The following is a 19,682-nucleotide window of genomic DNA, read 5'->3' as shown; positions in this document are numbered from 1 at the left end:
CACGCTCAGGCCCGCTCGGTCGGAGCGGCGGGCGCGGACCGGCCCACGAGCAGGTCGTTCAGCTCGCCGGCGTCGCCGAACAGCCGCTCGCGCCACTCCGCGACCAGTGCGTCGGTGTCGTGGTCGTCGGGGTGGAAGTCGGGCCGGTCGTAGTCCTTCAGCCGCTCCCACACGTGGCGCTGGAGGAGCGGGTTGCGCTTGAAGCGCCGCCAGCTCGTCCGCAGCCGGCCCTTCTCGTAGGCCCCCTTGTCCCGCGCCACCGAGAGGGCGATCGACAGGGCCATCGAGCCGACGAAGCCGTAGCGCAGGGCGACCATGGTCCACACCCGCATGCGCTCGCTGCCGCCGACGGCCTTGTAGACGTCGAACGCGACCGCCTTGTGCTCGCACTCCTCGAGCGCGTGCCACAGGAACAGGTCGCGCACGGCGGCGTCGCCGAAGAGCTCACGCATGGCCTCGTCGCTGAGCAGCTGCTCGGCGAGGGTCGCGGTGAAGTGCTCGAGCGCGGCGGTGGCGGCGAGGTTGGACGAGGCGGGGGCGACCTTCGAGCGCAGGCCGAGCAGCTTGCGCGTGATCCACTCCCCCTCCTTGGCCGGGTAGCCGAGCTGGTCCAGCCGGTCGTTGAAGACCCGGTGCTCCCGTCCGTGGGTGGCCTCCTGGCCGATGAAGCCGGCGACCTGCCGCTTGAGCTCGGGATCGGTCAGCTCGCCGCGGTAGTGGCGCACCGACCGCACGAAGAAGTCCTCACCGTCGGGGAACACCGAGGACAGGGCGACCGCGAGGTGGCTGTTGAGGAGGTCCTCGTCGGCGGCGAAGTACTTGGGCACCTCCGCCAGCCGCTCCTCGAACGAGATGCGGCGCGTCGGCACGTTGCGGGCGGGCACGGCCGCGGCGTCGGCGGGATCGGCGTCGGCGGTGGTTCCCTGGGTTCGATCCATCAAGTCGCTCACACCGCCACCCTAGATGATCTGAGAGAATCGCTCAATCCCTCATTTCGGTGACGATGCCGCTACACTGCGGGTCGTGACCGATGTCGCACGACCGAGCGCCACGCCCCGCACCCTCCGGCGGGAGCCGGTCCCCGACGGCAAGGGGGCCCAGACCCGCCGCTCGATCCTGACCGCCGCCATCGAGCGGTTCGGCCGCGACGGCTACCGGTCCACCTCGGTGGCCGACATCGCCCGCGACGCCGGCGTCGGCGGGACCGTCGCCTACTCGTACTTCCCCAACAAGGAGGCGCTGTTCCTCGCGGCGGTCGACGAGGACGCGGCGGGCGTGATCGACGAGGGGTTCCTCCGCGTCCTCGACGACCCGGCCATCGAGGACTGGCAGTCGCGGCTCATCGTCACGCTGGTCGAGACGGTGGACCGCCACCCCCTCGCCCGCCGGCTGCTGGCCGGCCTGGAACCCGAGGTCACCGTCCGGGTGCTCGACATCCCGGCGCTCGCCGAGGTCCGCAAGGTCTGCGCCGAGCGACTCCGCGCCGACCAGCTGACCGGCAACGTGCGCGCCGACATCGACCCCGACCGGATCGCCGACGGGCTGGTCAGCATCGTGTTGTCGATCCTCATGTCGGTCGTGCAGCTGGGTCCGACGATCACGGCAGAGCGGGCGCCCGAGGTGCTCGCGGTGATCGCCGCGGCGATCGACCCGCCCCGCGCCTGACGCACCCGGACCCCTCGGAGCGCGCCCGACCCGGGCGCCCTCGGAGCGGCGCTCGTTCCGGGCGGCGAGACCGGCAGTGGTAGCGGCGAGCCACATGGGGTATCCCTGGTCACCGGGCCTGCGTGACGCGAGTCACACAGCGTGGCGGGGGAGCCACGAACCGCGATGCGATCCAGCTGGAGGGAAGCCGTGAACACCGAAACGACCCGCGCCGTGACGACCCCGAGGGGCCGACGGCGCCGAGGACCGATCGTCGCGGTCGCCGTCGCGCTGGCCTTCGTGGCCGCCGCCTGCTCGCCCAGCCCGAACGGGGGCATCGACATCGCCGTCGGCGGGACGATCGCGCTCCCGCCGATCGCGACCGACCAGACCCCGCAGACCCAGGACTTCCTCGGCTGCCCGATCGGCTACACGCCGCCGGGGATCTCGATCACCGGCGCCACCGCCACCATCCCCGGCGTCAACGTGCAGCTCACCGGCGTGATCACGGTGCCGAACATCCAGGTGCACCTGCCGGCGATCCAGGCGATCCTGCCCGGGATCCTCATCTGCTCGAGCACCGGCTCGGGCATCCCGCTCAACCTGCCGCCGGTCGACGTGGTCGTCACCGGCCAGCTCGACCTCGGCAGCATGCAGCTCACGCTGTCGGGGCTCGTGATCACGACCTACATCGACCTGTTCGGGTTGGCCAGCATCCCGATCGACATCCCGCTCGACCCGATCACGGTCCAGCTCTAGCCGGAGGGAGCACCCCCCGCCCTGCAGTCCCGTGGCCCGCCGGCTCCGGCCGGTGCGCCACGGGGGGGGGACCGGCTCAGCCCGCGGAGGACGCGGCGAGCTCCTTGGCCCAGCGGTAGTCGGCCTTGCCCGAGGGCGACCGCTGCACGCGGTCGACCACGATCCACGCCTTGGGCAGCTTGTAGCGGGCGATCGAGCCGTTGGCGTGCCGCGCCAGCGAGTCCTCGTCCGCGGTCGCGCCCTCGGCGAGCTGGACGACCGCCACGACCTCGTTGCCCCAGCGCTCGCTGGGCCGCCCGCACACCAGCACGTCGGCGACGTCGGGGTGCGAGATGATCGCCTGCTCGACCTCCTCGACGAAGATCTTCTCCCCACCCGAGTTGATGCACTGCGAGTCGCGGCCCAGCAGCTCGATCACGCCGTCGGGCCGCCAGATCGCCCGGTCGCCCGGCACCGAGTACCGCACGCCCTCGATCGTCGGGAAGGTCGCCGCCGTCTTCGCGGCGTCGCCGAGGTAGCCGAGCGGCACCGCCCCCGACTGGGCCGACCAGCCGATCCCCTCGTGGCCCGGCTCCAGCACCGAGGACAGGTCCTCGCTCACCACCGTGGCGCCGGGGCCCGGCTGGAACTCGGCCGCCGACACGCCGCCCTTGGTCGACAGCGTCGAGGCCTGGGCGCCCGTCTCGGAGGAGCCGAGCGAGTCGTTGATCATCAGGTCCGGCAGCAGCTCGAGGAATTCCTCCTTCAGGGCCGCGCTGAACGCGGCGCCGCCGTTGCCGAGCACGAACAGCGAGGACGTGTCGTAGCTCCCGCGCTGCAGCTCCTCGAGCAGCGGGCGCGCCATCGCGTCGCCGACGACCACGACCGACTGGATGCCCTCGCGCTCGACGAGGGTCCACACCTCGGCCGGGTCCATGTTGCGCGACTGCGGCACGATCAGCGTCGAACCCGCGTTGAGCATCATGAACGCGGCCCACTGGGCGGCACCGTGCATGAGGGGCGGCAACGTCATGAGCCGGAACCCCGCGTTGCTGCGAGCCCGCTCGGCGATCTCGTCGTAGGAGCCGACCTCGATCCAGGTGCCGACCTCCTTGCCGCCCATCGCGTTCATGAAGATGTCGTGCGAGCGCCAGAGCACGCCCTTCGGCATGCCGGTCGTGCCCCCCGTGTAGACGATGTAGAGGTCGTCGGGCGACGGCGTGAGGCCGGGACCGGCCGGGTCCGACGCGGCGAGCGCCTCCTCGTAGTCGACGGCCCCGGGCAGGAGCGCCTCGCCAGATCCGTCGTCGACCTGCAGCAGCACGGCGATGCGGTCGCGTTCCTCGTCCGTCATCGAGGCCAGGAGCTCGGCCACGACCGGTGCGAAGGTCGAGTGGTAGATCACGCCGCGGGCCGACGCGTTGTCGAACAGGTAGCGGAGCTCCTCGGCGACGTAGCGGTAGTTGACGTTGAACGACACCGCCCGGGCCTTGACGCAGCCGAGCATGCCCTCGATGTACTCGTTGCCGTTGTAGAGGTAGAGCGCGACGTGGTCCTGGCCGGATTCGTGCGGCTGCAGCTCGGAGCGCTCGGTGTGGCAGCCCACGCCGTGGTCGTGGAGGTAGGACGCGAGGCGGCGGGTGCGCTCCGCCAGGTCCGCATAGGTGAGGCGTCGGTCGCCGAAGATGATCGCCTCACGATCGGGAACGGCCGCCGCCACGACCTCGCTCACCGTGGCGAGGTCGAACTGGTCTCGATCTGGTGTGCCGGATGTCATGGGCCAACAGTAGCGACGGATCTGACGGACCGTCAGAAGCCGCCCGAGGGGCAGTGGGTGCTCCTCCGGCGGCGCTCGACGGCTCCGGGACCTTCGGCCCTGTCCCCCACGCCGCCGGCGCGGCAGCCTGTGTCCACGGACCCCGACACCACCCGACAGGATCTGCCCATGACCATCACCGTGTTCCTGGTGGACGACCACGAGGTCGTCCGACGGGGCGTGCGCGACCTGCTCGAGGCGTCGGGTGACGTCGACGTCGTCGGCGAGGCCGGCACGGTCGCCGAGGCGCTCGACGCCGTGCCCGGCGTCGCACCCGACGTGGCCGTGCTCGACGTGCAGCTGCCCGACGGCACGGGCATCGAGCTCTGCCGGGAGCTCCGCTCGGCGCGCCCCGAGCTCGCCTGCCTGATGCTGACCTCGTTCCCCGACGACGACGCGCTGCTCGACGCCGTCGTCGCCGGCGCGTCCGGCTACGTCCTCAAGCAGGTCCGGGGCTCGGACCTGGTGAAGGCGGTGGAGCGGGTCGCCGCCGGTCAGTCGCTCATCGACCCGGTGCTCCGCCAGCGTGCCGCGGCGCGCCTCCGGCGGGGCCCCGAGGAGGACGAGCGCCTCGAGCACCTCACGCCGCAGGAGCGGCGCATCCTCGACCTGCTCGCCGACGGGCTGACCAACCGCCAGATCGCCGACGAGATGTACCTGGCCGAGAAGACCATCAAGAACTACGTCTCGAACCTCCTCGCCAAGATGGGCATGAGCCGCCGCACCGAGGCCGCGGTCTTCGCGGCGCGGCGCGCGGAGCGCCAGCGCCGCTGAGTCCGCCACCGGCCGCCGCCGCCCCGGCGGGGGTACCGTCGGCGCGTGCCAACGCAGTACGGGTCGGAGGCGAACGAGCGCTGGCTGGGGTTCGAGCACCGACCCGGCGACGTCGTCGTGAGCACCCGCTCGAAGTGCGGCACGACCTGGGCCCAGATGATCTGCGCCCTGCTCGTGCACGGGACGCCCGAGCTCCCGGCGCCGCTGTCGGTGCTGTCGCCGTGGCTGGACTGGGACGTCGAGCCCGTCGACGTCGTCCGGCACCGGCTCGATGCGCAGGCGCACCGCCGGGTGATCAAGACCCACACGCCGCTCGACGGCCTCCCCCTCGACGACCGGGTCACGTACGTGGTCGTCGGCCGCCACCCGCTCGACGTCGCGGTCTCGCTGCTGCACCACGCCCGCAACATCGATCGCGACCGCTTCGCCGAGCTCAGCGGACGGCGGACGGCCGCGCCCGAGGTCGGATCCGAGCGCGAGTGGATCGACCGCTGGATCGACGACCCCACCGACCCGCGGGACCAGCTCGACACGCTGGCCGGCAACCTCCACCACCTCGCCGACGCGCGGTCGCGGGCGGCCGGGACCGACGTCGTCCTGGTCCGGTACGAGGACCTCGAGGCGGATCTCGACGGCGGCATGCGCGCGCTGGCGCGACGGTTGGGGGTGGAGGTCGACGAGGCCCGGTGGCCGGCGCTGGTCGAGGCCGCGTCGTTCGACGCGATGCGACGCGACCCGGCGGCCACCGTGCCCGATCGGCTCGGCGTCCTGCGGGACCAGCAGCGCTTCTTCCGGACCGGGCGATCGGGTGAGGGCGTCGCCGCCTGCACCGACGAGCAGCTGACGCGCTACCACCGCCGGGCCGGGGAGCTCGCCGACGCCGAGCTGCTCGCGTGGCTGCACGCGCCGGTCGCGGCCGAGGCGGTGCGGCGGTGATCTCGCTCCGCCGACCGGGCACGGCGCGCATCGAGCGGTACCTGGCCGAGCGTGCGGCGGTCGCGCCCAGCGCGCCGCCGTCCGACCACCGGCGCGGGGCCGTCCCCGCCGGGTTCCGCCGGCTCCGGGCCGAGCGCACGATCGGCGTCGGCGACGCGACGTTCGAGCGCGCCCGCGCCGGCCTGCGGGCCTGGGCCGCGCACCGCGGCGCCGGGGTGGAGGTCGTGCCGGCGGACGTCGAGCCGGCGGTCGGCTGCGACGTCGCGATCGTGACCCGCCAGGCCGGTGGGTGGGTGCTGGCGTCGTGCCGGGTCGTCGACGTCGTCGACCGCCCCGACCGCTGGGGGTTCACCTACGCCACGCTCCCCGGCCACCCCGTCTCGGGATGGGAGTCCTTCACCGTGGCGAGCTCCGAGGACGGGGTGCGGTTCGAGGTCGACGCCGTCTCCCGGCCGGCCGACCTGCTGCTGCGGCTCGGCGGCCCGGTGCCGGCGTACCTGCAGCGGCGGATGGCCGTGCGGTACCTCGACGCGCTGGAGGCGTGGGTGACCAGCCCGCCGGCCTGAGGCAGCACCAGCCCGCCGGCCTGAGGCAAGGGAACAGCCCGAGGGTGGTCAGGACCGGGGGACGCGCCACTCCAGGCGGGAGCCGCCGGTGGCGCCCGGGGAGAGCGTCGAGGAGCCCCCGAGCTCCTCGGCCCGCGCCGCGAGGTTGGCCAGCCCCGACCCGCCGAACACCTCGCCCGTGGAGCCGACGCCGTCGTCGGCGACCGCCAGGACGACCTCGTCGCCCACGGTCACCGACACCCGGGCGTGCCGGGCGCGGGCGTGCTTGGCCACGTTGGTCAGCGCCTCGCGCAGCACCGGCACCAGCTGCTCGGCGACGCTGACGTCGAGGGACTCGATCGGGCCGTCGAACTGGACGCGCACGTCGACCCCGGTGGCCACGCCGGTCTCGGTCGCGACGTCGAGCAGCTCGCCGCGCAGGCCGCCGGCGAGGGTGCGGCTGCCCTGGAGCGAGAAGATCGTGGTCCGCAGCTCGAAGATCATCTCGTCGAGGTCCGCGACCGCGGTCTCGAGCCGGGCGCGGAGCGGCTCGTCGGCGAGCGACGCCGCGGCCTGGAGGCTGAGGCCGGTGCCGAACAGCCGCTGGATCACGGTGTCGTGCAGGTCGCGTGCGATCCGGTCGCGATCCTCGGCCACCGCCATGCGCATCTCGGCCTGGCGGAGGGCGTCCTGGCTGCGCAGGTACGCCTGCTCGGCCTCGACGCGCTCGGACACGTCCCGGACGGCCGCCACCGTGTAGGTCCGGCCGTCGAGCCGGAGCGGGCTCAGGCTGATCTCCGCAGGGAAGCGGGAGCCGTCGGGCCGGACGGCCGACAGCTGGAGCCCGGACCCCATGGCGCGGGTGCGGGGGTGGCGCACGTAGCCCTCGCGCTGGCCGACGTGGGCGCTGCGGGCCTCGGCCGGCACGAGGGACTCGATCGGCGCGCCGAGCAGCTCGTCGAGGCCGCACGCGAAGAGGGCCGTCGCCGGGTCGTTGACGAAGGCGATCTCACCGCTGCTCGCGACGACGAGGATCGCGTCGGGGGCGGCGTCGAACAGCGACCAGTCGACGTCGTCGCCGTGCCCGTCGAGCAGGGCCGACCGGCCACCCATGCCTCAGCGCCGCCCGTCGTGCGGTTCCGTCGGTGCCACCGCGCAGGACCGTACACGGCGCTCGGAAGGGGTCCGCGGCGATTCGGGACCTTGGTCCCTGTCGGGTCGGCCCGCACGGAGCGGACGATGGGCGCAGTTCCAAGAGACCGTCCCGAGAGGACCACGGATGCAGACCACCCCCGCTCCCGGTGAGCAACGCTCCTGGGCGAAGGCCACCGGATTCCTGATCGCGCTCTACCTCGTCGGCCTGGCGATGATCGCCGGCATCGTGCTCGTCGCCGGTGGCGGCGACAGCGCCTCCGGTGGCAGTGGTGCCGCCAGCACGGTCGCCGTCGAGCTCTCCGAGTTCAAGATCGCCGGCGACCTCATGGCGTCACCGGGACCCGTGACCCTGCAGGTCACCAACGCCGGCACCATGGAGCACGACCTCACGATCGAGGAGCTCGGGAAGACCACCGGAGCGATCCCGCCCGGCACGACGGTGACGCTGGACCTCGGCACGGTCGACGCCGGCGACTACTCGGTCGTCTGCACGGTGGCCGGCCACGAGGGGTCGGGCATGACGGCGACGCTGCAGGTCATGGAGGGCATGGACCACTCGACCTCGGGCGCCTCGACCGGGGCCGCCGGGGCCACCGACGACCCGTCGGGCACCGCCGGTGGCTCGACGGACGGCTCGTCGGGCGAGATGGACTACACGAAGATGGACGAGGACATGCTGGCGAGCTTCGCCGAGTTCCCGGCCACGACGAAGGGCACGGGCAACCAGCCGCTCGAGCCGACCGAGGTCCTCCCCGACGGCACCAAGCGCTTCGACCTGACGGCGAAGATCGTCGACTGGGAGGTCGAGCCGGGCACGACGGTCAAGGCGTGGACCTACAACGGCATGGTGCCGGCCCCCCGGATCAAGCTGGACGTCGGCGACACCGCCGAGTTCGTCCTCAAGAACGAGCTCCCGGTCAACACCGACATCCACTGGCACGGCATCACGGTGCCCTTCGACCAGGACGGCGTCGCCCCGATCACCCAGGACCCGATCGAGCCGGGCGACACCTTCACCTACCGCTTCACGGTCACCAAGCCCGAGATCGGGATGTACCACCCGCACCTGCACGGCCAGATGGGCCTCCCGAACGGCATGTTCGGCGAGATCCAGGTGGGCGACACGCCGGTCGTCCGGGGCCGGACGGTGAGCGGCGTGCAGATCCCCGCCGACGTCACGCCGGTGCAGGACATCCCAATGGTCCTCAACGACGCCGGCGTCATCGGGTTCTCGCTGAACGGGAAGTCGTTCCCGGCCACCGAGCCGATCGTCGTGAACGAGGGCGACTGGGTCTCGATGACCTACTTCAACGAGGGCTTCCAGTCCCACCCGATGCACCTGCACCAGTTCCCGCAGCTGGTGACCGCCATCGACGGCATCCCGCTGGACCAGCCCTACTGGGCCGACACGATCCTGGTGGGTCCCGGCCAGCGCTACACGGTCCAGTTCAAGGCGTCGGCCAAGGGGACGTGGGTGTTCCACTGCCACATCCTCAACCACGCCGAGCGCGAGGACGGCATGTTCGGCATGGTGACGGCGGTGGTCGTGCAGTAGCGCCCACCGGCACGGATCGGCGCCCGAGGGCCCCGGCGGATCCGGAGTGACATGCTGTCACCGTCCGGACCCGCCGGGGCCCGGTCGCGGGGGAACGGGGGTTCCGGGTGACGATCACGATCGTGGAGACGGTGGACGCGCTGACGCCGGCGTGGCTGACCGACGTCCTGGCCGGCACGGCGGTGCTGGCGGGCGCCGACGGCGGCGAGGCCGGTGCGGTGGTGGCCGTCGAGGCGTCGCCGCTCGGCACCGGCCAGATGTGCGACAGCTACCGGCTGCACCTGTCGCTGGCCGACGGGTCGACCCGAGACCTGATCGCCAAGCTGCCGTCGACCGATCCGAACAGCCGGGCCGCCGGACTCGGCCTGCGGGCGTACGAGAAGGAGGTGCGCTTCTACCAGGAGCTCGTCGACGGCCTGGACGTGCGCACCCCTGCGGTCCACCACGCCGACATCGACACGACGACCGGCGCGTTCGTGCTGCTGATGGAGGACATGGCACCGGCCGCGCAGGGCGATCAGCTCGTCGGCTGCACGGTGGAGCAGGCCCGGGCCGCCCTGTCGGAGCTGGTCGGCATCCACGCACCGCGCTGGGGCGACCCGGCGTTGCACGACCTGGAGTGGCTCAAGGGCGACCGCGGCCCGGCACGGGACATGATGATCCAGATGCTCCCGGTGCTCTGGACGGGGTTCCTCGAGCGCTACGACGAGCAGCTGTCCGACCAGGTCCGCAGCGCCGGCGAGGTCGTCTTCGGGCGGTTGGCGTCGTTCTACGAGGACCGCGAGCCGGTCACCGTCGTGCACGGCGACTACCGGCTCGACAACCTGTTGTTCCACCCGACCGACGGGTCGGTCGCGGTGCTCGACTGGCAGACCTGCACGATCGGCCCGGGGCCCGCCGACGCGGCGTACTTCGTCGGCGCGGGGCTGCTGGCCCACGACCGGCGGGCGCACGAGGCCGAGCTGTTCGACCACTACGTGCGGGGACTCGTCGACGCGGGCGTCGACGTCGACCGCGAGGACTGCTGGACCGCCTACCGCCGCGGCACCTGGAACGGGCTCGTGATGGCGGTCGGCGCGTCGATGCTCGTCGAGCGCACCGACCGCGGCGACCAGATGTTCATGGCCATGGCGTCGCGCCACGCCCAGCACGCCGTCGACCTCGACGCCGCCGAGCTCCTCGACGCCTGACGCACCCCCGCTCTGGCGGCGGTTTCGGTCGTCAGACGACAGAAACCTCCGCCAAAGCGATGGGTGGGGGAAGTCGAGGGGGCCGACGGGGCCGGTCAGACCGTGAAGGTGCCGTCGGCGGCGCGGCGCGCCGTCGCGCCGGCGAGCCCCTCGACCATCACGCGGTCGATGAGGTCGGGATCGGCGCTCGTCGCCCACGCCATGCGCCCGTCCTCGGCCCGCACGGCGGCGAGCACGTCGGTCGGGCCCTCGCGGTCGAAGCGGACTGTCGCGGCGTCGACGTGCACCTCGCCGGCGTGGTCCCGCGGCAGCGCGTCGCGCTCGCCGAGGTCGACCCGGTCCTGGCAGTCGATGCGGGCGAAGGCGGCCGGCGGCTCGGGTGAGTAGACGGCGAAGCTGTGCTTGGTCGCGCTCCCCCCGTTGCCGTGCACCAGCCCGAGCCCGCCCTCGCGGACGAGCGGCACCATCGCCGCGATCGACTGGCCGACCGCGTTGCTGATGGCGGCGCCGGCGAAGCCGAGCCCGCCGGTCACGGTGAGCTGCCGGTCCTCGGGGAGCCCGAGCGCCGCCGACGACATCTGCACGATCGCCGGGAAGCACGCGTAGAGATCGACGTGGTCGATCCGGTCGATCGTCAGCCCGACGTGCTCGAGAGCGGTGGCGCCGGCGGCCGTGAGCGCCGGACTGCCGTCGAGGTCGTGGCGGCGGAGCACCTCCCACGTCTCGTGCGACGAGGTCACGACCAGCGGGTAGGCGCGGCGGTCGTCGGCGACGCCCGCCGCGCGGGCCGCCTCCTCGGAGGCGATCAGCAGCGCCGAGCCCATGTTCACGGTGTTGTTGGCGACCATCGCCTTCGGGTACGGGAAGGCGATCATCCGGTTGGCGTCGGATGCGTCGCGGATGTCCTCGACGCGGTGGTGCGACCGGTCCCACGCGAAGGGGTTGGTCTCGGCCACCTCGGAGAACCGGGCCCACAGCCGGGCGCAGTGGTCCCGCTGCTCGTCGACCGTCCGGCCGGCACGGACCCGGAGCGCGTCCTCGAACAGCGCGTAGGACGCGGCGGCCGAGCCCATCTCAGCCATCTCGGAGATCATCTCGGGGGCGAACCCGCCGATGACCTCGGGCTCGCCCTCCCCCGGCGACAGGTCCCACCCCGGCTCGATCCCCTGGCGCTTGAGCCGCTGCGCGCTCCACCGGGCCTCGCCGCCCAGCACGAGCGCGACGTCGAGCTCGCCGGCGGCGATCCGCTGGCAGGCGAGTCCGACGAGGTCCTGGGGTGCGGTGCCGGAGATCTCGGTGAGCGCCGTGCCGACGCCGGCGAGCCCGAGGTGCTCGGCCACGACCGCGCCCGGGTTGCGGTGCGGGAAGAACCCACCGGTCACGCCGATCCAGCCGACGCGGTCGAGCAGCGACGGCGCGCCCGCGTCCTCGGCCGCGGCGCGGGCCGCGTCGACCATCAGCTCGATCGGGCCCGGCGCCTGCGCCAGGTCGCGCTCGTCGGGCCGATCGATCGTCTGGGCCGCGCCGACGATCGCCGGCGTCGCGACGATCGCGTCCGGTGCAGGCGCGTCGGCGGCAGGCGCGTCGGCGGCGGGCGCGTTCGGTGCGGGGGTGTCGGGGCGGTCGGGCACGGCGGTCAGTCTGGCAGCGCGCCCCGACCGGTCCCCAACGGGCCGTTCACCCGGGTCCCGAGGGAACCGCCGCACCGGGCCCAACTAGACTGCCCGCCCAGATGCCCCCGGCTCACGAGGACGTCTCGGTCCGCCACCGGGACCGGTCCGGCCGCACGCATCCCGCTCCGGGTCGTCATCCGTGATCGCCCTCGTGCTCCTGCACGCCGTGGTCGGCGGCGGGATCATCACCGTCGGCGAGCGCCTGGGCCGGCGTGCGCTCTGGTTCGCGGCGGTGCCGTTCGTCGCCACGCTCAGCTGGCTCCTGGTCCTCTCGCCCGCGCTCTTCGACGGCGAGGTGGTCACGCAGTCCGTCACCTGGGTCCCGCAGCTCGGGCTCGACATCGACCTCCGGCTCGACGGGTTCGGCGCCCTCTTCGTGCTGCTGGTCGCCGGCATCGGGACGCTGGTGCTGCTGTACGCGGGCTCGTACTTCCCGCCCGTCCAGCCCGGCCTCGGCCGGTTGATCGGCCTGCTCACGCTCTTCGCCGGCGCCATGTTCGGGCTCGTCGTCGCGGACAACCTCTTCGTGCTCTACGGGTTCTGGGAGCTCACCTCGGTCAGCTCGTACTTCCTCATCGGCAACCGGTCGCAGTCGGCGACCGCGCGCGCCGCCGCGCTCCAGGCCCTGCTCACCACCGGCCTGGGCGCGCTCGCCATGCTCGTCGGGTTCATCCTGCTCGCCCAGGCCGCCGGCACCGCGAGCCTGTCGGGACTGCTGGCCGACCCGCCCACGGGCGCCACCGTGGTCCCGGCGCTCGTGCTCGTCCTGCTCGGCGCGGCCACGAAGTCGGCGCAGTACCCGTTCCACTCCTGGCTGCCCGGCGCGATGGTCGCCCCGACCCCGGTCAGCGCCTACCTGCACTCGGCGACGATGGTGAAGGCGGGCGTGTACCTCGTGGCCCGCTTCACCCCCGCCTTCGCGGCCGAGGCGATGTGGCGCCCCGCCGTCATCACGATCGGCGCGGCCACGATGTGCTTCGGCGGCCTCCGGGCGCTGCGCCAGCACGACCTCAAGCTGCTGCTCGCCCACGGCACGATCAGCCAGCTGGGGTTCATGTTCGTGCTCTTCGGCATCGGCACGCCCGAGGCGATCACCGCGGGGTGCGTGCTCCTGCTCGCCCACGCCGCGTTCAAGGCGACGCTGTTCATGGGCGTGGGCATCGTCGACCGGACGACCGGCACGCGCGACATCCAACGGCTCCCGCTGATCGCCGGCCGGTGGCCGGCCGTCGCGGCGGTCGTGCTCGTCGGCGCCGCGTCGATGGCGGGCCTGCCGCCGCTCCTCGGGTTCATCTCGAAGGAGTCGGCCTACACCGCCGTGCTGGGGTCGGGCCTCAGGTGGGGCGCGCTCGTGGCCGTCGTGGTCGTCGGGGCGTCGGTGCTCACGTTCGCCTACAGCGCCCGGATGGCGTTCGGCTCGCTGCTCGCCGGCGGTCGCGACGTGGCGCCCGTGCCCGCCGACGAGCGCCCCGCCACCCTGTTCCTCGTCCCCCCGCTGGTGCTCGTGGCCCTGACCGTCGGGCTGGGCCTGCTCCCGATGGTGCTCGACACGCCGGTGACCACGGCGGTGCAGGCGCTCGACGGCTCCGCGCCGGCGGTCCACCTCGCGCTCTGGCACGGGTTCAACGCCGCGCTCGCCCTGTCGGCGCTCACGATCGTGGCGGGCTGCGCCGTCTTCCTCGCCCGCGACCGCGTCGGCGCCGTGCTCGCCGTCGGCCACCGGATCCCGTCCGCGGGCGACGCGTACCGGTGGACCCTGCGAGCGGTGAACACGGTGGCCGACAAGGTCACCGGCGTGGTGCAGAACGGTTCGCTCCCGGTCTACGCGGGCGTGGTCCTCGCGGTGAGCACGCTGGTGCCCGCCTCGGCGCTCGTGCTCGGCATGGACGCCGACTGGTTCGGCCGGGAGGAGGCGCCGAGCGCGCTGATGATCGGCACCGGGCTCGTGGTGACGATCCAGCTCGCCGCCGCCGTCCGCGCCGCCAGCATCCACCGCCGCTACGCCGCCGCCCTGCTCCTGGCCGGCGTGGGCTACGCGATGGCCGGGCTGTTCGTGATCCAGGGCGCCCCGGACCTGGCCCTGACCACGGTCGCGGTCGAGTCGCTCTTCACCGTCCTCTTCGTGCTGGTGCTGCGCAGCCTTCCCGACCACTTCGAGCAGCGGTCGACCTGGATCGGCCAGGCCTTCCGCGTCGCGGTGTCGGTCGCGGTCGGCGCGGTCGTGTTCCTCTTCGCCCTGGCCGCGGGCAGCGACCGGTTCCCGACCACGACGTCGACCGAGATGGTGGAGAAGGCCCTCCCCGACGGCCACGGCCGCAACGTCGTCAACGTGATCCTGGTCGACTTCCGCGGCTTCGACACCGTGGGCGAGCTCACCGTCCTGACCGCAGCCTCGATCGGCGCCGTGGCGCTCGCCCGGGCGGTGCGACGCCCGGGGCGGCCGCCCCGGGGCACGGTCCCCGACCACGCCCAGGACGACATCCCGACGGCCGAGGAGGTCGCGTCGTGATCCGCCGGCTCGCCACGCTCGACGAGACCGTCCCCCTCCTGTTCCGGGTGATCATGGTCGGCTCGATCTACCTGCTGTTCGCCGGGCACAACCAGCCCGGCGGCGGGTTCGTCGGCGGCCTGGTGGCCGGCGCGGCGATCTCGCTCCGCTACATCGCAGGGGGCATCGAGGAGGTGCGACGCATCAGCCGGTGGCGGCCGTGGACCATCCTCGGCGCCGGCGTGATCGTGGCGGTGTCGACCGCGCTCGTGCCCGTCCTGCTCGGCAGGGCCGTTCTGGCCGCGGCGTACCAGCCCTACGACATCCCCGTCCTGGGCACGGTCTCGATCTCGTCCGCGCTCGTGTTCGACATCGGCGTGTACCTGTGCGTCGTCGGCCTGGTCCTGATGGTGTTCGAGGCGTTCGGCGACCGGTTCGGGTCCGAGCGGTGAGGGGCGCGACGTGAACCTCCTCCTGGCCGCGACCGCCGGCCTGCTCTTCTCGATCGGCACCTACCTGGTGATCCAGCGCAAGCTCAGCCGGATCATCATCGGCGTCAGCCTGCTCACCCACGGCGCCAACGTCCTGTTCATCATGGCGGGACGCCGCGGCGACCCGCCGCTGGTCGGCTCGGGGGACGCGACCAGGTTCTCGGACCCGCTCCCGCAGGCCATGGCGCTCACCGCGATCGTGATCTCGTTCGGCGTGACCGCGTTCCTCCTCGCCCTCGCCTACCGGAGCTGGATCCTCACGTCCGACGACGAGGTCGAGGACGACGTCACCGACCGGCTCATCGGCACGGAAGGCTTCGCGGACGCCGAGGTCGCGGACGCCGAGAGCGAGGACGTGCCCGCGGAGGACTGGGCGTGACCGCGCTGATCGCGCTCCCGATCCTCCTGCCCCTGCTCGGGGCCGGCGCGTGCATCGTCGTCGGCCGGTCCAAGACGGCACAGCGTGTGATCTCGGTGAGCGTGCTCACGGTGGTGACGGCGCTCACGATCGTGCTGGTCGTGCGGATCGACGCCGACGGCACGACGGCGATCCAGGCCGGCGGCTGGCCCGCCCCCCTCGGCATCACGCTGGTGGCCGACCGCCTGAGCTCGATCATGCTGGCGATCGCGTCCGTGATGCTCCTCGCGGTCCTCGTCTACGCGATCGGCCAGCCGGGCGCCGAGCGCAACCACGTCGGCTTCCAGTCCGTGTACCTGATCCTCGCCGCCGGCGTGTCGGCGTCGTTCCTCACCGGCGACCTGTTCACGCTGTTCGTCGCGTTCGAGATGATGCTGACGGCGAGCTACGTGCTGATCACCTTGGGCGCCCGCCGCGACCAGGTGCGGGCCGGCATGACCTACGTGGTGATCAGCCTGCTGGCCTCCGCGCTGCTGCTGAGCGCGCTCGCGCTCATCTACTCCGCGACCGGCACGGTGAACATGGCCGACCTCTCGCTGCGGATGGCCGAGCTGTCGCCGACCGTGCGGAGCGCCTTCGCGCTCTTCCTCCTGATGATCTTCGGCATCAAGGCCGGGCTGTTCCCGCTGTTCTTCTGGCTGCCCGACGCGTACCCGACGGCGCCCTCGGCGGTGACGGCGATCTTCGCCGGCCTCCTGACCAAGGTCGGCGTCTACGCCATCATCCGCACCCAGACGCTGCTGTTCCCGCCCGAGTCGCGCCCGCAGACGCTGATCCTGTGGATCGCCGGGCTCACGATGGTGGTCGGCGTCCTCGGTGCGATCGCGCAGGCGGACGTGAAGCGGATCCTGTCGTTCCACATCGTGAGCCAGATCGGCTACATGGTGATGGGGCTCGGCCTGTTCACGCTGGCCGGGCTGGCGGCCGCGATCTTCTACATCGTCCACCACATCGTGGTGAAGACGACCCTGTTCCTCACCGGCGGCCTGATCGAGCACGTGGGCGGGTCCGGCCGGCTGTCACGGGTCGGCCAGCTCGCCCGGTCCGCGCCGGTCGTGGCGGTGCTGTTCCTGGTCCCGGCGCTCAGCCTGGCCGGCATCCCGCCGCTGTCGGGCTTCGTCGCGAAGTTCGGGCTGCTGGCGGCCGGCAGCGAGCAGTCGAGGTGGTGGCTCGTGGCCGCCGCCGTGGCCGTCAGCCTGCTCACGCTGTTCTCGATGACCAAGATCTGGGCGGGCGCCTTCTGGAGCCCGGCCGAGGGCGAGCCCGAGGGCACGCCGCACGCCGTCGGGCGCCTCGGCGGACCGGCGCTGATGGTCCTCCCCACCGCGGCCCTCGCCGCGATCAGCCTCGCGGTCGCCCTGTGGGCCGGGCCGCTCTACGACCTCAGCGAGCGGGCGGCGACGGACCTCCTGCACCCGGCCGGCTACGTGCGGGCCGTGCTCGGCGACGACGTCCCCGCCCAGGCGGCGGGACGGTGACCGCCCACCAGCGGGGGACGGCGTCGCCCGCCTCCCGGCCGATGAGCAAGTTCACGGTGTGCCTCATCCTCGTGGCGGTGTGGGTGCTGCTGTGGGGCTCGGCGTCGCCGGCGAACCTGCTGAGCGGGGTCGCGGTCGCCGTCGCCCTGTTCGTCATCTACCCGAGCCAGCTGCCGCTGTGGCCGGTGCGCCGGCTGCGGCCCTGGCCGGTCGCGGTGCTGGTCGGCCGGTTCGCCGTCGACGTGGTCGTGTCGACGGCCTGGCTCGTGGTCGCGGCGCTGGCGCCGTCGTCGAAGGTCCGCTCGGCGGTGGTGTGGGTCGACCTGCAGTTCGACGACCCGGCGCTGATCACGATGGTCATCAACATGACGGCGCTCACCCCGGGATCGATGGTCGTGCGCGCCGCCCACCACGACGACGGCCGGCCGACCGTGCAGGTCCACTGCCTGGCGACGGGCGATCCGGAGCGGTTCGCCCGGACGATCGCCGGGCTCGAGGTCCGCTGCGTCCGCGCGGTCGGGACCCGGGAGCAGCTCGCCGCGCTCCGGCCGGTGCCCGAGGACTGCGGCATCTGCGACGGCCCAGAGGACCCCCGGGAGCGGGAGGCCCTGCCATGACGACGATCGCGCTCGTCGCGCTCGGGATCGCCGCGGTGTGCTTCGCCGCCCGGCTGGTGCTCGGCCCCACGCTGTCGGACCGGGTGATCGGGCTCGACGGTCTGGTGCTCGTCGGCGTGTCCACCGTCGCCATCCGCTCGGTCGTCACGGGCAACGGCTCGTTCCTGCCCGTGCTGGTCGTCGTGACGCTGGTCGGGTTCGTCGGCACGGCCGCGTCGGCGCGCTTCATCGAGGCCCGGGTCGACGACGGCGACGTGCCCGGCGACGTCGTCGAGGACGACACCGCCGACGGAGGGGCGGCGACGTGAGGACCGCGGCGTCCGAGGTCGTGCTGCTGGTGGGATCGCTGCTGATCCTGGTGGCCGGCATCGGCGTCCTGCGGTTCCGCCCCGCGCTCGGCCGGCTGCACGCCCTGACGAAGGCGTCGACGCTCGGGGTGGTGCTGGTGCTGGTGGGCGCCGCGATCGCCTCGCACCGGACGAACGACTGGACGTCGCTGCTCCTGGCCGCGGCCCTGCAGCTCGCGACCTCCCCGATCTCGGCGTCCCTGATCAGCCGGTCGACCTTCCTCGTCGGCGACCAGGAGGCCGTGGCCGACGAGGCCTGACGCCGCCCGGCCGGGCCCGCGGCACCCTCGACGTGGGGCACGGTGCGCCGCCCCGTTCGATGCCCCCGGTAGGATCTCAGCCTTGGACGTGATCCGTCGCCCCCGGTCCCGTCAGCTCGTGATGCTGCTCGCCCTCGTGCTCGCGTCCGCCCTCGTGGCCGCGGCCTGCGGCGGCGACGACGGCGCGTCCGGCTCCGAGGGCGACCAGCCCGCCGCCGGGGCCCCGTGCCCGACCGACCTGGCCGACGGCACGACCGAGATCACCCTCTGGCACCCGTACAACACGCTCACCAAGACCACCCTGGAGTCGATCGTCGAGGCCTACAACGCCTCGCAGACGAAGGTGCACGTGGACGTCGAGTCGCAGGGCAACACCATCGAGCTCCAGAAGAAGTTCAGCGACTCGATCGGCAACCCCGACACGCTGCCCGACCTCGTCTTCACCGAGGACACCAACCTGCAGTTCATGAGCGACTCTGGCGTCGTGGTGCCGGCGACGTCGTGCCGGGGATCGGACGCCGAGGGCGCCGAGTACCTGGACGGCCTGCTGCCGGCGGTCACCTCCGCCTACACCGTGGGCGACACGCTGTGGCCGGCGGCGTTCAGCGTCTCGACGCTCATGATGTACGCGAACAACGCCGAGCTGAAGGCGGCGGGCCTCGAGCCGGACGTCTTCCCGCAGACGCTCGACGAGCTGCGGACGATGGCGGAGAAGATCAAGGCGGCCAACCTGCCCGGGGTGACGGCGCCGCTCGTCATGAAGCTCGATCCGTGGGTGCTCGAGACGCTCCTGACCGGCTCGAAGCAGCTGATCGTCGACGAGGACAACGGCCGCTCCGCGCTGGCGGGCGCGTCGGAGCTCGACAACGACCGCTCGACGGCGGTCCTGGACTGGATCCAGGGGATGGTCGCCGACGGCCTGCTCCAGACGATCCCGTACGGCGACAGCATCGACGACTTCCTGGCCTTCAGCCAGGGCAACGCCAGCTTCATCATCAGTGGCCAGCGATCGATCACCACGGTCGCCGCGGTGATGGACGGCCAGGACGGCGGGATCGACATCGACGGGGCCCCGAGCACCGAGACCCTGCAGAAGCTCGACATCGACGCCGGGCTCTTCCCCGGCCTCGAGGAGGCCGGCCAGTCGGGCGTGTCGGGCAGCGCCGGCTACGTCGTGGACACGTCCGACGCCGAGGTCGCGGCGGCCTGGGACTTCATGAAGTACTTCAACGCCCTCCCCCAGCAGCAGCGCTGGGTGCTCGAGGGCTCCTACCTCCCGTCCAGCCAGTCGGTGATCGACTCGCCCGAGGTGCAGGCGGCGTTCGACTCGACGAGGGCCGGCCGCTGGACGGCCACGGTGGCCGAGGGCATGACGGACCTCGACCCCGACTTCCCCGGTCCCCTCGTCGGCCCGTACAACGAGTACCGCGACGAGCTGATCGGCCTGCTCACGAAGGTCGCGGACGGCGCCCCGGTCGGGGCCACCCTGACCGAGAGCTCCGACGCCATCACCGAGCTCCTCCGGAGCTACCGGTCCGAGGTCGGCGGCTGAGCCGA

At 72.8% G+C, this 19,682-nt stretch carries 19 protein-coding genes; 15 read left to right on the top strand and 4 right to left on the bottom strand.

Annotated elements, in window-relative coordinates; all coding sequences use genetic code 11:
* Positions 1 to 5 precede the first annotated feature (5 nt).
* Positions 6 to 950, bottom strand: a complete 945-nt coding sequence (locus LH044_RS18310; RefSeq protein ID WP_227757032.1) for a metal-dependent hydrolase — start codon at positions 948 to 950, stop codon at positions 6 to 8.
* 73 nt (positions 951 to 1,023) lie between these two features.
* On the opposite strand from LH044_RS18310, the gene LH044_RS18305 reads away from it, so the two are divergent.
* Positions 1,024 to 1,665, top strand: a complete 642-nt coding sequence (locus LH044_RS18305) for a TetR/AcrR family transcriptional regulator (RefSeq protein ID WP_227757031.1) — start codon at positions 1,024 to 1,026, stop codon at positions 1,663 to 1,665.
* Between the two features lie 213 nt (positions 1,666 to 1,878).
* Complete coding sequence (locus tag LH044_RS18300) at positions 1,879 to 2,403, top strand: hypothetical protein (RefSeq protein ID WP_227757030.1); 525 nt, start codon at positions 1,879 to 1,881, stop codon at positions 2,401 to 2,403.
* A 76-nt stretch (positions 2,404 to 2,479) separates the two neighbouring features.
* Here the strand turns inward: LH044_RS18300 and LH044_RS18295 are convergent, their stop codons facing one another.
* Entirely contained in the window at positions 2,480 to 4,159 is a 1,680-nt protein-coding gene (locus LH044_RS18295; RefSeq protein ID WP_227757029.1) for an acyl-CoA synthetase, read from the bottom strand.
* Positions 4,160 to 4,327: 168 nt separating this feature from the next.
* Here LH044_RS18295 and LH044_RS18290 point away from each other — a divergent pair, with 168 nt between their 5' ends.
* From LH044_RS18290 to LH044_RS18280, 3 genes are read left to right on the top strand one after another with little or no spacing between them, the layout of a single operon-like run.
* Positions 4,328 to 4,972 carry a response regulator gene (locus tag LH044_RS18290; RefSeq protein WP_227757028.1) on the top strand — a complete coding sequence of 215 codons (645 nt, stop codon included), beginning with the start codon at positions 4,328 to 4,330 and terminating at the stop codon, positions 4,970 to 4,972.
* Positions 4,973 to 5,017: 45 nt separating this feature from the next.
* Positions 5,018 to 5,908, top strand: a complete 891-nt coding sequence (locus LH044_RS18285) for a sulfotransferase domain-containing protein (RefSeq protein WP_227757027.1) — start codon at positions 5,018 to 5,020, stop codon at positions 5,906 to 5,908.
* Entirely contained in the window at positions 5,905 to 6,474 is a 570-nt protein-coding gene (locus LH044_RS18280; RefSeq protein ID WP_227757026.1) for a DUF1990 domain-containing protein, read from the top strand. The genes LH044_RS18285 and LH044_RS18280 overlap by 4 nt, the downstream gene beginning before the upstream one ends.
* Positions 6,475 to 6,522: 48 nt before the next feature.
* Here LH044_RS18280 and LH044_RS18275 read toward each other — a convergent pair whose 3' ends face one another.
* The gene (locus LH044_RS18275) at positions 6,523 to 7,566 is read right to left on the bottom strand and encodes a PAS domain-containing sensor histidine kinase (protein WP_227757025.1); all 1,044 of its coding nucleotides are present in this window, start codon (positions 7,564 to 7,566) and stop codon (positions 6,523 to 6,525) included.
* A 166-nt stretch (positions 7,567 to 7,732) separates the two neighbouring features.
* Between LH044_RS18275 and LH044_RS18270 the strand changes: the two genes are divergently transcribed.
* On the top strand, positions 7,733 to 9,163 hold the full coding sequence (locus tag LH044_RS18270) for a multicopper oxidase domain-containing protein (protein ID WP_227757024.1): 1,431 nt from the start codon (positions 7,733 to 7,735) through the stop codon (positions 9,161 to 9,163).
* Positions 9,164 to 9,270: 107 nt separating this feature from the next.
* Positions 9,271 to 10,353 (top strand): phosphotransferase family protein, encoded by a 1,083-nt coding sequence (locus tag LH044_RS18265; RefSeq protein WP_227757023.1) that lies wholly within the window; start codon positions 9,271 to 9,273, stop codon positions 10,351 to 10,353.
* A 95-nt stretch (positions 10,354 to 10,448) separates the two neighbouring features.
* Here the strand turns inward: LH044_RS18265 and LH044_RS18260 are convergent, their stop codons facing one another.
* On the bottom strand, positions 10,449 to 11,984 hold the full coding sequence (locus LH044_RS18260) for a hypothetical protein (RefSeq protein ID WP_227757022.1): 1,536 nt from the start codon (positions 11,982 to 11,984) through the stop codon (positions 10,449 to 10,451).
* A gap of 181 nt (positions 11,985 to 12,165) precedes the next feature.
* Between LH044_RS18260 and mbhE the strand changes: the two genes are divergently transcribed.
* From mbhE to LH044_RS18220, 8 genes are all read left to right on the top strand, one after another.
* Entirely contained in the window at positions 12,166 to 14,535 is a 2,370-nt protein-coding gene (gene mbhE, locus LH044_RS18255; protein ID WP_227757021.1) for a hydrogen gas-evolving membrane-bound hydrogenase subunit E, read from the top strand.
* Positions 14,532 to 14,966 (top strand): MnhB domain-containing protein, encoded by a 435-nt coding sequence (locus tag LH044_RS18250; RefSeq protein ID WP_227757020.1) that lies wholly within the window; start codon positions 14,532 to 14,534, stop codon positions 14,964 to 14,966. The genes mbhE and LH044_RS18250 overlap by 4 nt, the downstream gene beginning before the upstream one ends.
* Before the next feature lie 10 nt (positions 14,967 to 14,976).
* Entirely contained in the window at positions 14,977 to 15,384 is a 408-nt protein-coding gene (locus LH044_RS18245) for a sodium:proton antiporter (protein WP_227757019.1), read from the top strand.
* On the top strand, positions 15,381 to 16,901 hold the full coding sequence (locus LH044_RS18240; RefSeq protein WP_227757018.1) for a Na+/H+ antiporter subunit D: 1,521 nt from the start codon (positions 15,381 to 15,383) through the stop codon (positions 16,899 to 16,901). The genes LH044_RS18245 and LH044_RS18240 overlap by 4 nt, the downstream gene beginning before the upstream one ends.
* 41 nt (positions 16,902 to 16,942) lie before the next feature.
* Entirely contained in the window at positions 16,943 to 17,518 is a 576-nt protein-coding gene (locus tag LH044_RS18235) for a Na+/H+ antiporter subunit E (RefSeq protein ID WP_227757017.1), read from the top strand.
* A complete protein-coding gene (locus LH044_RS18230; protein WP_227757016.1) occupies positions 17,515 to 17,826 on the top strand; it encodes an MrpF/PhaF family protein in 312 nt (103 codons plus the stop codon). Before LH044_RS18235 ends, LH044_RS18230 begins: the two co-directional genes overlap by 4 nt.
* Positions 17,823 to 18,125 (top strand): monovalent cation/H(+) antiporter subunit G, encoded by a 303-nt coding sequence (mnhG, locus tag LH044_RS18225; protein WP_227757015.1) that lies wholly within the window; start codon positions 17,823 to 17,825, stop codon positions 18,123 to 18,125. The genes LH044_RS18230 and mnhG overlap by 4 nt, the downstream gene beginning before the upstream one ends.
* A gap of 88 nt (positions 18,126 to 18,213) precedes the next feature.
* Entirely contained in the window at positions 18,214 to 19,677 is a 1,464-nt protein-coding gene (locus tag LH044_RS18220; RefSeq protein WP_227760126.1) for an extracellular solute-binding protein, read from the top strand.
* Positions 19,678 to 19,682 lie beyond the last annotated feature (5 nt).

Origin of the sequence: Dermatobacter hominis (assembly GCF_020715685.1) — a bacterium.
Taxonomy (GTDB): domain Bacteria; phylum Actinomycetota; class Acidimicrobiia; order Acidimicrobiales; family Microtrichaceae; genus Dermatobacter; species Dermatobacter hominis.
The sequence above is the reverse complement of the archived record's forward strand: the minus strand, read 5'-3'. Positions and strand labels throughout refer to the sequence as shown.